Raw genomic sequence first — 15,108 nt, forward strand, 5'->3', positions numbered from 1 at the left:
TGTCGGCGGATGAATCGGTCTGTCGAATCGTGCAGCAGCATCTTCAGCTGTCGTCAGGGGACTGGTGCGGCGGAATTCTTAGACGGGCTCAATAGCTCCCTCCACTATTATTTGGCTGTCTGTCAACATTTCTGCGTGTGTTTTGGTTGGTAGTTTCACTAGCAGTATCATTTGAGGCAGATGTGGTCCGACTTCCCACATCCGATCGTGTCGTATTCTGATCTGCACTACCTGAACTTTCCTCAGAAGCCCCACCGAAGAAGCCAGCAGTTGCTCCGGCAGCTCCTGCAACGAAACCTCCTCCATTGTCTCGAACTGTGTCCCCCATCTCTCGCGCGTTGTTGATCCGGTCATTGAGGTTGCTCCTTGCGTCACCTGCCCAACCACCAACGTTTCCGACGCGATCAGTGAACTGCGACCAGCGACCACCACTGCCCGGCTGCTGTCCCCCATCCCCACCTGCAAGTGCACTCGCCGCGGGGTGACCCTCATCAAGTCGATTCGGGGTTGACGAAGCGTTCGGGTCACGCGGATCACCTAGTGTCCCTGATCCACGTCCAAGCATTCCTGCTGGTTCTGATTGCCCGAGTTCTGTGCCTGCTTTCCCATTACCGAGAGCTCCGCCGAATTCGCCCGTATCTGACGAACGTTGGATATCACTGCCTTCGAGTATATCGTCTGGCCGCATCGAACCAGGACCATAATCAGGCCCATTATCAACATCAGAGGGGTCAGAGCTCAGTTCCTTCAAACGATCACTCGCCCGTCGACCTGCTGCCATCGCACCCGATGCAATCCCTTTAACCTGTCCTAACTGGCGATACATGAACAATGGAACAAGTCCTGTGAGTATCCAGAGAACGAAAACCAAAACCCCATTCATACCAGATGTCGTAAGAATTGTACTAACAGTTGCAGCCTTCGCACCCGAGCCTTGATTCAGTCCGTTGATGATAGCGTATCCCCCCTGAAGTACAAGCCCCATAGGGATGACCATTATTATGAACATTATCGTGACATCTACAAACCGCTCAATCGAACTAGAGACGTATTCGAGGGGGCCAACATCAACCATCACTAATGGTATTAGTACGGGAAGAGCAATCATGAATATGCCTGCCATAAAGAATCTGAATATTATGAGGAGGGCAAAGTACGCCACAAGAGTCCCTCCAGTTAGATATGCAACGGCAACCAGAATGATAGCTCCCTGATTATTTGCCAGCATCATCGAACCATCGGATGCAATTTGGCTCCCTGCAGGCATGATTGCCGCAGTAGCCCCTTTCGTTAACCAGAGGAAGGTTGACCCAATCCCCCACGATCCAATAATACCAAAGAACGCTAACACGGCTTTATTATTCATCTGGCGTTTTTTGTATTCACCTTGAGGACCAAGTGGAAGCAGAGATGTGATCCCCAACGAACATAGGAATATAAACGCCCAAATGATTAGTCCAGCCGGAATCATTGTAAACATAGAAACATTCCAAAGCGTTTTCCAGGGAGTATTTGTCGGCTCAGCGAAAATGGCAGGGTCACCGTCTACCATTGGAGCTGGCGTGTGGAAAATTCCCTCAACGATAGTATTCCAAATCCCCTGAATGAAACCCATAAAACCGCCAAACAGTGTTCCAAAGATCCATTTCTTCAGCCGACAGGTCATATTGAGATCACCCGACATCAAAGACCCAAGGAGATCCCCGCCACACGAATATGTAGCGCCCGCTGACGAGTTATTTGCTCCAGGAGGTGCACTCGCATTCAAAGTGTTGTTCCCACTCCCGTTTCCGGTTACGTTCGCTGGAGCTTTGTAGGTGACATTAGTGTTAACAAATGAAGAAGAATCGTTGATCGATGTATTGTTCCCAACTAATGCTGGATCCTTAGCTGAGGTATTGTTGCCTATCGTAGAAGGGTCGTCAAATGCTGTATCATCAGCACCACCCTCAGTTGCGTTTTCGGTCCCATTACCAGATTGCGCCTGTGCTGTGGCAGGCCCAATAGCGCCTACCATCCCACCGGCTACCAAGCTGATAACCACGACCACTATGAGACTTCGGCAATGATTCATCGATGATTATTGCTCTTGCTCGGCACGTTAATCACGACGCGATCCCAGATTCAGAGGAACGGAACAATCTCGATACAGCCGGCTAACCCAACACCGACGATTCCAAGCGCGACTTCAATGAAATACCCAACAACGGGAGTTGTCACGGCAGTTAAGCCGGCCCGGTTACGCCACTTTCGATAAAATCGAACCGTGTCAGGGTCTTTATGGAGACCAGACATTCCATGGGCAATCATCGCCACAAATGCACCAATAATGATAAGTGCGCTAATGATAATCGGCCCGAATTCGTTAAGCGCGGACTCGATTGGCGTTCCACAGAGATCAGATCCCGCACTCTGTGCACTGACTGGGCTTGATAGTGCTGCCACACCCGATGCGATGCCGAATACGATTGCCACGAGTCGACGCTTGCCGGAATCAACCAGTTGCATGATTTAGCTTATTTTGCTCCCCCATCCTATATAGTGTTGGTGGCGGGTTAGACCATGTACGAGAATTTCACATCTAAGTATTAAGTGAGGAAAATTTTGTAAATTAAGTAAAGAAATATAGCGTAGATAGAAAATATAAGAGCACAAGCGATAAGAATTATCAATATTCCACCGATAATGACCATGAACAGGCCTCCAACTGCTTTTTTGATGCCATTTAAGAAATTCCCGAGAAGACCCCCATCCTTGTTATTGGAGACATCTCGTTCCTTGAGCGATGAAAAGATGTCATAGTATGGTCCACCTCCGGGACCACCACCAAAAGTCCCATTTGGAATCGGCACCGTGCTCAGGTTCCCAGCACTACCAACTTTATCTGGCGCTCTGAGACCTCCTGCACATTGTTTTCCAAAACTAACATTATTGCCAATTCGCATCCCGCCAATGCTACTAGAACTCGCTCCAGGAGCTTTGATACAAGTATTTCTGATGAGTGAGTTCTCACGACCGGTGACTTTTATCTCCCCGTTCGATCCGGTAAACAATGAATCGGTGATCGCGAGGTTGTGAGGCGCTGGTGCTGTTGCGCCGGAATACCCCCCGCCAGGCTCTTCAGCAATCACAGATGGGCAATCAAGGTTATTGACGATACGGGAATTCTCGACTTTCAACGCTCCGCTACTCCCCCGCACCCGTATCCCTGCGCCAACGCCCTGACTACCTTCGCTCAACAGCTTTATATCGGCATTCCTGAGCACTGCACCGCTTGGTTTGCTCGGGGCTTCGTTCCCCCGCTCGATTTTGATTCCATGAGTACCGAACTTCTCGTTATATCCTTGGCTGGCGACCGGCCCCTTGTAATTTTTCGCGTCCACGACAAGCGTCACACCATCTGCCCAACTCCCCCGCCCGGAATACCGAAGCTGTGAGACAGCATTGTTGATGAATTTACCCCCTTTGACCTGTACATCACCGGGCGTGCGTCCGCCGTAGAGTCCATTATCTGCCGCACCACGAACCACACAGTGGCCTATCTGCGCGATTCCCTTGTGCGAACTCCCGACCCAGAAAAACGGCGCTCCACCACTTTCTTTGTCACTTGGTAATCCGACATACTGCCCGACGACTCGCTCGGCGCGCACGTTCGCTTGTTCTTGTGTGGCCCTGAGCGCACACAGCGGGATTTCGAGTGAATCGGCCACCCCCGCCCCAGTGTTGTCCTGCGTTCCGATGTAGCGAACGTCACGAATTTGGTTGAAACCGTCGGTTTCCAGAACCATCCCCATGCTGTTGTTCTCTCGAGTTTGGTCCAGCACCACATTCGCAAAGAGTCCAGTCTGTGCGATGAATTGAATTTGTGTCCGGCTGTTTCCGGCTGCAACGAACGTTGCGGCCTGCTTTCCGGGCTTTGGTGGGCCGGATGCCTTCTTGTACCCTGCACCGACGATGCCGCCGACTCCTTTGGCGTTGATTGTCCACGTCCCCGAGATGAGATACGTTCCGGGCGGAAAGACAATCACTGTGCTATCTGGGATGGTCGATGGAATGTCCTCGGAGACGGGGCGGTTGCCTTTCGGATCCGCGCCGTAATCTTTGACCGCGTTTTTCGTCTGCGAAAACGTCGGCGACGTGGGCGATCCCTGCTGAGCAAAGATGTCGGGGTTATGCATCCGCTGGTAGTGGTCGTACTCTTCTTCAGCCCACGCGCGTTCGGCTTTTCGAGACGGGTATCCCGGTCGACCGAAACGATCTCCCTGCGACTGGCCCGCACCGTTCACCTGTTCGTTCATTGGCGCACCCAGAATCGAATCGCTGAACCCAGCAGCGAAGGCAGTCGTGGCCGCACCAGCCATGAACGTCCGGCGCGAGACTTCCACCCCCTTGCTCATGCTTGACGAACGAGTAGATAGCTGCCCACTACGACGATCACGATGATAGCGACGAGGATGATGATCCAGTTTCCGGTGAGCCATTGCGTTGCACTCTTCTCGGATCCTCCTGCATCACCCGTCGACGAACGGACTGTATCGGTCCCCGCCGCCGGCTGGGGCGTATCGGTAGTCGTTGCTGGCGTGATCGGTGATGATAGATCAACTGTCGGTGTCGTACTACTGGCAACTGTCACGGCTGCCCGGTCGGTGACAGCGCCATTGTTGTCTGTGTACGGAACATCTCGAAACCCGTCGCTCCGCACGTAATCGTAAGTCTGGTTGTTGTCCGTATCCTGTGATGGGATTGCCACGAGGGTCTGGCTCTGCTGGATGGACCCGTTCACGAGCGTTACTGAGACGTTTTGGTGCGTCCCAGCCGGGAGATACCGTGAAATGCCGATAGCGGTCTGAGTGGGGTCGCCACCATATAGGTAGCTCTGATTGTGAACGGCGATGAATCCCCCCTGTGGAAGCGTCACTGACCGGATAGTGACTGTCGATCCAGTCGTGTGCTGATCGGTGAACTGGATACTTGCGGTCGGTGTGGGAGTTGCATTTGGATCACCACGCGACCCTTCAACGATGATTCTAGCGCCATCCGAGGCAAGATGAGCATTCGAGCCTGTCCCAACGATGAACGGTCTATCTGTGCTCCTCCCCGATGTGATGAATTCGAAGCGACTGTTGTTGTTACTGTCGTGATACAGCAGTGCCTCGTAGGTTCCGGTATTGTTGAGCGTCGTCTGATTCACAACACCACCAGGCGGGCTGCGGTTTACAGAAATGGTGACGTTCCGGTGGGTCCCAGCTGGAAGCCGCTGTGAGACAGCAATCGCACTCTCTTCGAGGACACCCTCTTCTCCCGGTCCCGAGCTATCGAGGACAATGAACCCACTACTGGGAAGCGTCACAGATCGAACGGTAACTTGTGATCCATTAGTAGTTTGGTTTTCAAAAACAATAGACTGGTTAGATTGGCTCTGAGCAGTTGCCTCTGTGGAGGATAGCCCAATAAAAACAGTAGCTGAGAGAACCCCAACCGCTAAGAGGCATATACAGAGACACGTGAAAATCCAGATCGTTCGACGCCATTTGCCATCGTTTGATGTCATATTCATAATGACGAATAACAGGTTCGGATATCAACCAGATTTGTTCTCTTTCGATTGGTTCTGTGGGAGTGTGACAGAGAAACTTCCGCATTGATAGTAGTGCCCCGTTAGCCCTGATATGGATTTCATATCATCGGACAGGGCATATTTGAAGGGTTTTCTTAATGTTTCTCCCTGTGAAGTCCCGATAACGAGTGTCGCTTTCCGTTGCTTCTCGTCACATCTCCGTGATTCATATGAAGAGTTACCGACCGTGTGATTGAACATTTGATTTTCAGATTCCATGATAAAGGGGTTGAATCCGAGGCCAAACGTTCCTGATTTTCCAATTTGGATGATCTTTTGGCGATTTGTGGAGGTTGAGTCAATCCGGCCGAAATCGCTCCCTTTTGTGGATGATGCCGATGGTGGTTTGCTCGGTCGAGGCACACCTGAAGGAATCCCAAGATATGAGATGCGTGCTGGTAGTCTACCACTATTCTTGAGTTTAAAACCCAGATATTTCCCAGAGCCGTTTGATTTATCGAAAATACCTGAATCGGTCAATATGATATTCGGGTTGAGGGTGATCGAACGCTCATACACCACTTCCGTGTCCTTCACCACTCGAATCAGATATTCACCTGAAGAAATGGGATCAGTCCCCTTGCTTGTACTCTTGACTAACGAGAAATCAATCGACGTCTTCTCACCGCTAATTTTGCGATCCCCTATCGATTCCTCGCTACCCTTCCGAATTAGTTTGATAGTTTTTCCGACAGCATTTTCAGTGAGTTCAAAACGCACCTCTGTACCTGCGAAAGAGACGCTTTTGATTGGTTTTGACTTCTTGCTCCCACTACTACCGCCTAGACAACCAGCTACTACACCCAATCCAGCCCCACTCCCAACTTGGACGGTACGATAGAGAAAACCACGCCGAGAATCCGATCCCATAATCATAGCCATCCTGCCATCATATTTAAAGTCTCCTGTGGAAAGATAGACCTACTCGCAATCAATAACAACACTCAACTTAAGAATTGCTACCGAAAACCATCGTTGATCCATTCCCATCTGATGACGCACACTGACTACTCCCGTTATCGGTAGTCTTACACTGGCTGCTACTCCCCTTTTCGTCTTGCGGGTAATCTGGTGCTCTCCCACGCTGACTTGCATCACTTGCTGGATCTTGTGCGTCCCCGCCTCGTCTATCCACTCTTGATACAGACCCAGAACCTTCTAGTTCAATTGAATCAAGGATTTTCTGGAGGTACTTCTGTGACCGATTCTCCCCACCCATATCCGCCACCCACTTGGTTTTCACGTGCCATGTGGCAACTGGTTCTCGAGATTCATTTGAGGCGCTGTTGCCCGATCCATTTGTCTCCGCTGTCTTGTTCGTCCTGGATTGATTTGTCGAATTTTTGTCTGGGGAAGAAGCCGATTGCGACGAACTGTTTGTTGAATTTGAGGGAGTTCCCGCTGTTTGCCCACGTGGGGGGATGACTTCAGCTTCTAACTTGCTAACGTTCCATCCATCACGGATGAGGCCTGAATACCGGACAGATATTGATCCGATCTCCTCGACAATCGCAGATTCATTTGGTCGTTTTGGTACATATCGAACAGTCGTCACATTATTTTTAACCTCAACAGATAATACAGTAATATTCGAATTATTGAGCTGGTCTGTGATTTCTTGTGTGTAGTATTCGTCACCCTTCTCTGGAGTCGTGGTAGGAGTCGCCGCTGGGGCTGTACTAGAGTTGAGACCATTCAGTGTTTCTCCACCACCCCCTCCACCACTGAGTACTGTGGTGAAAACAGAAAACAGAGCGAGACCCACTAGAAAATATACACCAAATTTGATAACACGATTCATCGGCGTAGAAGGACTAATCCAATGACGATTACAACAGCGACCATGCCACCAACTACGCCGAATCCTGGTCCAAACCCGGAGGAGCTCTGTTGAGCCGAAGAGTTCGGTGTCGATGTCGGGGTAGGAGTTAGTTGCCCTTTCTGCACCACGTCGACGGACTTCGTTACTTCACTCTCAGCAACCACGTAGCTGGAGCTGTTCAGAACGCCGATCTTCACTGCATAGTGTCCAGGCGATTCGTATTCGCGTCTAAATGTCACGCGCTGTGATCCGTTAGCGAAAAGCGTGATTTCCTTGGAATCAGTGACCGTCCCTTGGGTTGCGAGCCCGATTGTCGTTTTCAGCCGGCCGTTTTTGATGTTCGTTATCGTAACGTTGACCGCGAGCTCTTGTCCTGTTTCGATCCGTTTCTTACTAAGAGTGATATTCGACAGCGTGAATCCCGCTTTGGGATTTTTATGTTTGGTATTGGAGGAATTATTGCTACCGGTGTTATTCCCGGGCTGCACCTGTACTTGTTTCCCGTTGATTGTCACACGAGCACTTCGGTTGATGCTTGACTGAATGACGCCTCCAGAGTAATAGTACGTGTCAGAGGAATCATTCTGGCTGAGCAGCCCTTTGACTGTCGTCTCGTCGGACCAAGTGTCGTTTGCTGCATTCGCGTCAGGGATGATCGTCCCATCAACGCTAAACTGATATTGTGTGGCTGCAGTCGATGCTGTGTTATTCTTCCTGGAGAGAGTAATCCAATTCTTCCCAAGTGGCTCCGTGCTGACTTCTTGACCACCTATAGATGCGGCCATATCTCCGCTCGTGTTGAATTGAGTTATTCGCCCAGAGTAATAGAAAATCCTTGACCCTTGGTATGGGACAGAACCTGTTACTTGACTTTTATTTGTAGCTGTGCTGTTGTTACTGGCATTTTCACCTATGATTTCTCCACTAACACCGATTGAATAGGTATTGCTCTGATTTTCAGCATTGTACCCTCCACTGAGAGTGATTTGTTTCGGGAGCGGCTGAGGACTTACTGATTGGTTTCCTTCGGCTGAGTTGTTAGTGCCTATCGAACTTGCTGAAACCCGGTCCGTTACTGGACTACCGCTTTGATTTTGATATGCAGCATCAGGACCAGTCTGATCTATGTAGTCAAAGGCTTGGTTCCCATTTGTCTCGTTGTGGAGCGTGACTACTACCGATGAGTTGTTCGCGATTGATTGATTGAGTGTAACGACGACGTCTTCGAAAGTACCTCCTCTAACATATTGTGTCCGGCCAATAATCGATTCGTTAGTAGGTTCTGACGAGTTGAAACTGCTACCGTGGGCGACAATGTATCCAGAGTTCGGGAGCGTTACCGAAGTCAGAACCACCTGTTTCTGGGTAGTTTCGTTTTTGTCGATTGTCACCGACGCATTCGTTGGTTGGGTCTGATTGCCCGAACGCTGCTCAAGTATCGAGGGTCCGTCTGCAGCAACTGGGGCAGTCATAACCCCAGCTGCAAAAGCGAGAATGAAAACCAGAGCTGCAAGCACCTCTACTGTGGTTTTGGGCGACGGAAATTGGAGAGAGCGTGTCATAGGATCAGTGAGCTCCTTCACCATTTGATGGAGGTCTTCGTATTTATGCATGAGAGTGACCTCATATATAATATTGACTCCTGAGTCTTTCGACCGATGATGACCAGGGAAAGGCGGAAGCCAGCAAAAACGATATGCCGGTTGCTGCCAGAGGTTAGGTAATGGTCGATGACACGCTTGAAGACCCACTGACATCCGACCATCCCGATGTTCCCGCCTCACCATCGGGCTATGACGACCCGTTTGAGTATGTGGCTGCACCTTCCTGGTTCAATCTTGCTCTTGGTGAGATCGGGATGTTCATCCTCTCAATTGGAGTGTTTATTCCGCTTGCGATTGGGATTCAAGGCGTAGATGTTGTTGTAACCGCCTTTGAAGACGCCTTCACTCTGGACAATCTTGCGTATGGAGTGATGATTGCAGGCGTAGCTGGCACCATTGTGTTCCATGAAGTTGTACATGCATTAGTCGCGCGCGCGTGTGGCTGTACGACGTCGATATCAGTCAACATCCGACGGATCGAGGCACACACTGAGATCACAGGGGAATTCCTCTCGCGACGTGAGGATGCACTCGTGACGCTCGCTCCACTGGTGATTCTCACGATCCTGGGGCTTGTCCTGCTGGTAATTGGACCACAGTGGCTGTCACTCATCGCGCTGGTTGTCCTCATCATGAATGCGGCTGGAAGTGGTAGTGATCTGTCCGCCGCTCTTCGTCTCCGCAGCTTCCCGTCTGGAACTCTTACCTACTATGTCGACGGACGACTGCTGCTCTACGAACCCACTGCTGAATGATCCTGTTTGCTGTAGTGATACCTCTCCGAGGGTTTATGACTCGCCCCAAAGCTAACCCGTGTATGCCGACTGCTTCCGAGTCTACTGAGAACAATACTAGTGAGAGCCAAGAGTCGTATCTTACTGCGATCGATTGGTCAACGAACCCGTTCAATCGTGTCGCGACTGCCGACGAATATGTACTCACAAACGCTGAAAGTGTCTCGGATATAACTACTCAAATCCAAAACAACAACGGGCCTGTTCTACTTCATTCGCCAACGGCTGGCGTTGGAAAGACAACGCTACTGGAGATACTCTTAGAGTCTCTTAGCGATGAATTCACGCCCTTGAAGATTAACGATCAAGGCACGACAGTACACGGGCTTGTTGCTACTCTCGCTGATAAACTCGACGTTGAAGTTGACAAGAACACACAGCAAACTAACCAGAACCTGCATGATGAGCTCGAAAACAGGGACACGCCTGTCTTGCTTGGTGTTCATGACCTCAATCTCGCTACCGAGGAAACACTGTACGCGGTCCATGATCTTACCGATCTCCCAAATATCCGGATCATCTTGACAGCCACCGTTTCAAGCTGGGAAACTATTGGGCAGGTTGGAAGCGTCGGCCAGACGGTCCAGCGAGACGTGAGCTGCCAGCTCAGGCTTGATCCGCTCTCGCGTGATGAAGGATACGAACTCTACCAACGCCGGGTTGCTAGCGCCACAGACTACGAGCACGACGATTACCAGGAAGTGCCGTTCGATCCGATTACTGAAACTGCTCTCGACGAAGTGTATGACCGGAGTGAAGGAGTGCCAGCGTTGATGATCAGCGCGTTTGATGAACTCATCGACCGTGCTGCAGACCGATATCACCGAGCGAACACCACTCTCATTGCCACGGGCGACGCCAAGAAAATCGACTACAGCAAGTCTTCGGATTGATTAACTTCGAATTTCAGTCGAGGGCATTGAACCCTTCATCCTCCATCAATTCAGCAACGCGCTCGGGATGATGAAATGCTGTAAGAAGGGCAAACTCTCGTGCGTCTGTCTTCGTGATTTCGCTGGCTTCGAGGTGATCAGCAAGCACGCTCCGAAAATCGCCCTCTTGGTTGGCGACTTTATCTCGTACATACACCTCCAGACGGTTGTCGCGTTCGTCTCCAACATTATTCCGCCGAACGAAATATGGATATCTCTCCGCTGGTGTAGTAGTTGTTGAACGTCCGGCCGAAACTTGCCCCGATACCGATTGCCCGGATGAGGCTCCACTATCAGATGATGTGTTGTCCGGCAGATTTGGTGTGGACTCTTCCGTCACAGGTGATTCGGAAACGTTCTCTTCTGGTATCTGACCCTCTGTTGTCTCTGTGTCGGTTTCATCAGTTTCGTCACCATCACCGAAATTGAGATCTCCGGAACCGGATTTGAAATTGCTCATACGGTCCGTGCCTCCGTTTTGTCGTCAGTGTGGAGATCAATGACCCGGTTTCCGTGATCACGGATATCGAGTTCTAACACTGGGTCGATATCAGTTCCGAAGGTGTTGGTTGCGATGAATCGTGCGAGTCCATACAGTTTCCGTAGAGTCTCAATCTCTCGGTCACGTATCCGCCGTTGGCCGGGTTCACTCACCATCTCGCCGTCTCTTTCGAACGTTTTCCAGCGCTCTTCGATCACTCTGAATGCTGAGCCTCTCGCCTCCCACATAGCGTCCATGAGGCTTTCCCGGTTCCCGATGGTCACTGGCGTCGCAAACGCTTCCGTATTCTCAAACTGTTGCTGATATTGTTGNGTTCCCGATGGTCACTGGCGTCGCAAACGCTTCCGTATTCTCAAACTGTTGCTGATATTGTTGATGAGCATTGGTTTGACCAACGCCAGCCGGAATAACGCAGGATAGACCGATTTCAATCTCCAGCTGGGTTCCCATATTGCCGACGAGCTCCTCGAGACCTTCGAGGCTGAGATTTCCTTTCCCAGCTGGTTTGACGGGGGCGATAAGNTCCAGCTGGGTTCCCATATTGCCGACGAGCTCCTCGAGACCTTCGAGGCTGAGATTTCCTTTCCCAGCTGGTTTGACGGGGGCGATAAGCGTCCGGAGCGCAAAAATCGCGTTATAAAGTAAGTCTTCTGCTCGTGCATTCGGATCGATGAGGATGGCGTCGTATTCTTCGTTCAGTTGGTGCGTGTCCCAGAGCAGGTCATACAAGAGTTCAAAGCGTGGATACTCCTCGCGATTCATGTTCTGCATCCCTGTTTCGTAGGCGATCTTTTGCTCCAGATTTGAGGTGAAATCGCTGAGCATGTCGTGACCCGGAATGATATCCACGCCTTCAGCGGTTGATTCGATCAGATCCTGAAAGTCGCCGTCTGGCATGTCAAGGATATGTTTGACCAGATTGTCTGCATCTGGGTCGCTTCGGTGCTTGCCGACATCGAAGAGACTGGTCAGATTACCCTCTTGCGGATCAAGATCCAGTACGAGAGNCGGCGATATTGGCCGTCATCGTCGTCTTGTATGTCCCACCGGACTCGGAGTAGATTACAGCTGTTATCATGCATACTGAGGTCTGGTCTTCCGTAGTATAAATCTGTGTCAGACAATTCAGGCAGAAACTCCGAACTGGTGTCTGTTACATCTATCTGTGATCTCTGTATGTAGTTATTGTCTGTAATTACTGTCTGTAATGGCTCTGTGAATGTCGATCAGTCCATCCGATTGCCCAGTCATGGCCGGCATTCGATATCTACAATCTGCGTGCGCTGACTTTATTTGAATCCTTATGTAACAACCAATGCTAAATGAGATTGGCAGACGTTACATAAGGTGTGAAATGAACGGGCTCATCAGTGTGTGGAAGGCGCTATCCAGACGATATTTCCCACGCAGCAAGCCAGCCTCGCGCGCTGACCGGCAACTCGAGGTCACGCATCTCGTAGCCTGCGTCTTCCAAACGGTCGCGCACGAAATCCGGTCGCGCCCCAACAAGTAGTTTCGCTGGATCGTCCCCATTCTCGGGTGGTCGAAGTTTCCAGGGTTCGGCGCTCTCGTCCAAGCCACAGAGAATCGCGACAAGTTCGTCTTCGGCCTGTTCGCCAGCGCTGTCCGCAGTATCAGTAGTATCGGTAGTCTCAACGGACATTACCCATCACCCCCAGCAGCCGCTGCGAGACTCGCTTGGTCGGGTTCGATGCCAATCGTCGCAACTGCTGCACTGGAATTCAGATCGCTTTCACTACCGGCGTGGATGCAGTCCGTAGTGGGACTATCGCAGAGCATCTGGACTACCGAAAGCCACGGGTCAAGCCACTCCCATGCTTCACGGAGTGCCGATATCCGCTCCCCCGGCTCGGCGAACAGCGCTCCAGCTACTGGATCGTCTGGGTCCGCATATCGATCCGGCGGAAGCAGGTCGTGGACGACCTCGGCGAGCACGTCTCGAACAAACGAATCCTGCTCTTGATCGTCGTCCTCACCCGACGTTGCCACGAACCACGGGAGGATGTCGTCGCCCCGTTCGTCATGCTCGCCGTCGCCGCGAAGTGGAAGTATGAAGCGCCATCCAGCGTCGGTTTCGCGGATGAAATCGAACGCTGCGAGACGGTCCGTGTGGTTGCGAACCGAACGCGCTGAGACGTCGGCCCTGTCCGCGAGTTCACTNTCGCCGAACGGATCGTCGGCGTCCACCGTCGGTGGGAACGTACGTTTGTTTTCTCGGTCTTCGAACAGCTGGCGATACGCCGCAAATTCCCGGTAGCGACTCTGGATGGCTGCTCCGACAGCGATGGTTTCGGCGAGATCGTGGCGATCGGACTCATCGTAATCGCGCGTAAAGTTCGGGAGGCGGAATTCTCGAACCAGATCGACATCGGCGAGGTCCAGCAGATGGACCATCGTCCCGGCGAGACCGTGGGATTCGCGGAGGATAGTTGCCCGGAATCGATCGGCATTCTCGAAATTACCGTGATACCAGTCCTTGGTGAGCTCGCGAAGGTCGTCGGCAGCTTCGAGCNTTCGCGGAGGATAGTTGCCCGGAATCGATCGGCATTCTCGAAATTACCGTGATACCAGTCCTTGGTGAGCTCGCGAAGGTCGTCGGCAGCTTCGAGCAGCGCATCGGTGTAATCTTCGGCGGTCGCGTTCCGATCGGCGAGATAGCCGAGACATCGCGAGTTTCGAAGGAGATCGGTGTGATCGGCGAGCATATCACCGAGTTTGTCCGCCTCGAAGCGTTCTGGAGTGAGGACGTGGCGGAACGTCCGCGGGTCAGCTAACGCCAACGCAATGCACACCCACCCCTTCATGGGGTTATCGTATTCAGCACCGACAAGGAGGCGGTCGTCTTCGTGGTCGTAGTACCAGTGTGGTTCGCCTCGATCGTCTTTCTCCGGGATAGGATGGTCGACAAGCTCGATACCACCATCAGTAGCGCTTCCAGCGGCTGCTGCGTAGCGATAGCGTGCTGCTGACCGTACCTGATGATAGTGTGGAAGGCGATACCGGTCGAAGTCGTGATCGTCAGCCACCCCCGCACCACCGCNGCGATAGCGTGCTGCTGACCGTACCTGATGATAGTGTGGAAGGCGATACCGGTCGAAGTCGTGATCGTCAGCCACCCCCGCACCACCGCTATCAGCACCGCAACCGCCCCGCTCCGCATCGCCCTCCGCCTCCGCGGCCGGACCGGGCCTGTGGCAGCCCTCGCGTGCGGGCGGGGTTACACGGCTATCGTCTGACGGATTTCCGGTCTCGCTAACGACGGCTTCGAGGCGCTGCTGTCTGCCGATTTCTCTGTCAAGTGTGTCGAGGAGTTCGCGGCCGGCGGCGAGCAGTTCGACCGCGTTGCCGCTCTTGGAAACTCGTGAGAAGGTTTCAACGAGTCCGAGATCAGCGAGCGACTGATCACTGGTCGTAAGACACTGGCGGACGGCTCCTTCGGTTGTCTGGTGGAGCGCGTATAGCTCGTTGTACGAAAGCGTCTCCGCGGTCTGCTCGGCAAGTTGGCGGAGGATACGGACCTTTCGACCATCGGGATCAAGTGTGTCGCATGCCCGCTCGACGTGCTCGGCGATGGCTCCTGCTGAGGGGCCTGCACTGCACTGCTCGCTAACGCTGGGGAGTTGCTCACGATATTCCTGTGCGAGCTTCCGTTGCCAGCGCCCCGTCGCAACTACACGGAGGTCAACGGCACTGGCGAGATCGGCGAGCAGATTGATGACAGCAGTTCGCTGGTCGGCCCGGAGTTCATCAACCCTGTCGTCGATTCGGACGGCAACCGTGGGTGTCACCGTTGAGGCACGAAAGACGGCGAGTGGC

The 15,108-nt window shown here is 52.3% G+C and carries 13 protein-coding genes and 1 pseudogene; 4 read left to right on the forward strand and 10 right to left on the reverse strand.

The window, feature by feature from the left end:
• Positions 1-88: 88 nt before the first annotated feature.
• From C451_RS22230 to C451_RS22255, 7 genes are all read right to left on the reverse strand, one after another.
• Positions 89-2,050, reverse strand: a complete 1,962-nt coding sequence (locus C451_RS22230) for a hypothetical protein (RefSeq protein WP_152420518.1) — start codon at positions 2,048-2,050, stop codon at positions 89-91.
• Positions 2,051-2,124: 74 nt separating this feature from the next.
• A complete protein-coding gene (locus C451_RS22235) occupies positions 2,125-2,508 on the reverse strand; it encodes a hypothetical protein (RefSeq protein WP_152420519.1) in 384 nt (127 codons plus the stop codon).
• Positions 2,509-2,588: 80 nt separating this feature from the next.
• Positions 2,589-4,397: a hypothetical protein gene (locus C451_RS19505; RefSeq protein ID WP_007743405.1), complete on the reverse strand. Its 1,809-nt coding sequence runs from the start codon at positions 4,395-4,397 to the stop codon at positions 2,589-2,591.
• Positions 4,394-5,557, reverse strand: a complete 1,164-nt coding sequence (locus C451_RS22240; RefSeq protein WP_449271514.1) for a DUF7282 domain-containing protein — start codon at positions 5,555-5,557, stop codon at positions 4,394-4,396. The genes C451_RS19505 and C451_RS22240 overlap by 4 nt, the downstream gene beginning before the upstream one ends.
• Before the next feature lie 24 nt (positions 5,558-5,581).
• Positions 5,582-6,487, reverse strand: coding sequence for a hypothetical protein (locus C451_RS22245; RefSeq protein ID WP_152420521.1), 906 nt, complete (start codon positions 6,485-6,487; stop codon positions 5,582-5,584).
• 79 nt (positions 6,488-6,566) lie between these two features.
• On the reverse strand, positions 6,567-7,382 hold the full coding sequence (locus C451_RS22250) for a hypothetical protein (RefSeq protein WP_152420522.1): 816 nt from the start codon (positions 7,380-7,382) through the stop codon (positions 6,567-6,569).
• A 32-nt stretch (positions 7,383-7,414) separates the two neighbouring features.
• Positions 7,415-9,025 carry a DUF7282 domain-containing protein gene (locus tag C451_RS22255; RefSeq protein WP_152420523.1) on the reverse strand — a complete coding sequence of 537 codons (1,611 nt, stop codon included), beginning with the start codon at positions 9,023-9,025 and terminating at the stop codon, positions 7,415-7,417.
• Between the two features lie 137 nt (positions 9,026-9,162).
• Between C451_RS22255 and C451_RS19520 the strand changes: the two genes are divergently transcribed.
• Positions 9,163-9,798 carry a DUF3267 domain-containing protein gene (locus tag C451_RS19520; protein WP_007743408.1) on the forward strand — a complete coding sequence of 212 codons (636 nt, stop codon included), beginning with the start codon at positions 9,163-9,165 and terminating at the stop codon, positions 9,796-9,798.
• 62 nt (positions 9,799-9,860) lie between these two features.
• On the forward strand, positions 9,861-10,730 hold the full coding sequence (locus C451_RS19525) for an AAA family ATPase (protein WP_152420524.1): 870 nt from the start codon (positions 9,861-9,863) through the stop codon (positions 10,728-10,730).
• A 13-nt stretch (positions 10,731-10,743) separates the two neighbouring features.
• Here the strand turns inward: C451_RS19525 and C451_RS19530 are convergent, their stop codons facing one another.
• From C451_RS19530 to C451_RS19540, 3 genes and pseudogenes are all read right to left on the reverse strand, one after another.
• Positions 10,744-11,229 carry a hypothetical protein gene (locus tag C451_RS19530; RefSeq protein WP_049913265.1) on the reverse strand — a complete coding sequence of 162 codons (486 nt, stop codon included), beginning with the start codon at positions 11,227-11,229 and terminating at the stop codon, positions 10,744-10,746.
• Positions 11,226-12,349, reverse strand: a pseudogene (locus tag C451_RS23890) (ParA family protein). Before C451_RS23890 ends, C451_RS19530 begins: the two are co-directional and overlap by 4 nt.
• Before the next feature lie 306 nt (positions 12,350-12,655).
• Positions 12,656-12,934, reverse strand: a complete 279-nt coding sequence (locus C451_RS19540; RefSeq protein WP_007743411.1) for a hypothetical protein — start codon at positions 12,932-12,934, stop codon at positions 12,656-12,658.
• Positions 12,935-13,853: 919 nt separating this feature from the next.
• Here C451_RS19540 and C451_RS19555 point away from each other — a divergent pair.
• Entirely contained in the window at positions 13,854-14,066 is a 213-nt protein-coding gene (locus tag C451_RS19555; protein ID WP_007743413.1) for a hypothetical protein, read from the forward strand.
• An 876-nt stretch (positions 14,067-14,942) separates the two neighbouring features.
• A complete protein-coding gene (locus C451_RS22715) occupies positions 14,943-15,086 on the forward strand; it encodes a hypothetical protein (RefSeq protein WP_161605876.1) in 144 nt (47 codons plus the stop codon).
• Positions 15,087-15,108 lie beyond the last annotated feature (22 nt).

Origin of the sequence: Halococcus thailandensis JCM 13552, assembly GCF_000336715.1 — an archaeon.
GTDB lineage: Archaea > Halobacteriota > Halobacteria > Halobacteriales > Halococcaceae > Halococcus > Halococcus thailandensis.

Excerpts from the sequence above, each read along its gene's own strand:
- C451_RS19540 (WP_007743411.1), bottom strand. The coding sequence starts at position 12,934 with ATGTCCGTTGAGACTACCGATACTACTGATACTGCGGACAGCGCTGGC.
- C451_RS22255 (WP_152420523.1), bottom strand. The coding sequence starts at position 9,025 with ATGGTGAAGGAGCTCACTGATCCTATGACACGCTCTCTCCAATTTCCG.
- C451_RS19525 (WP_152420524.1), top strand. The coding sequence starts at position 9,861 with ATGCCGACTGCTTCCGAGTCTACTGAGAACAATACTAGTGAGAGCCAA.
- C451_RS22235 (WP_152420519.1), bottom strand. The coding sequence starts at position 2,508 with ATGCAACTGGTTGATTCCGGCAAGCGTCGACTCGTGGCAATCGTATTC.
- C451_RS22240 (WP_449271514.1), bottom strand. The coding sequence starts at position 5,557 with ATGAATATGACATCAAACGATGGCAAATGGCGTCGAACGATCTGGATT.
- C451_RS22245 (WP_152420521.1), bottom strand. The coding sequence starts at position 6,487 with ATGGGATCGGATTCTCGGCGTGGTTTTCTCTATCGTACCGTCCAAGTT.
- C451_RS19520 (WP_007743408.1), top strand. The coding sequence starts at position 9,163 with ATGGTCGATGACACGCTTGAAGACCCACTGACATCCGACCATCCCGAT.
- C451_RS19505 (WP_007743405.1), bottom strand. The coding sequence starts at position 4,397 with ATGAGCAAGGGGGTGGAAGTCTCGCGCCGGACGTTCATGGCTGGTGCG.
- C451_RS19530 (WP_049913265.1), bottom strand. The coding sequence starts at position 11,229 with ATGAGCAATTTCAAATCCGGTTCCGGAGATCTCAATTTCGGTGATGGT.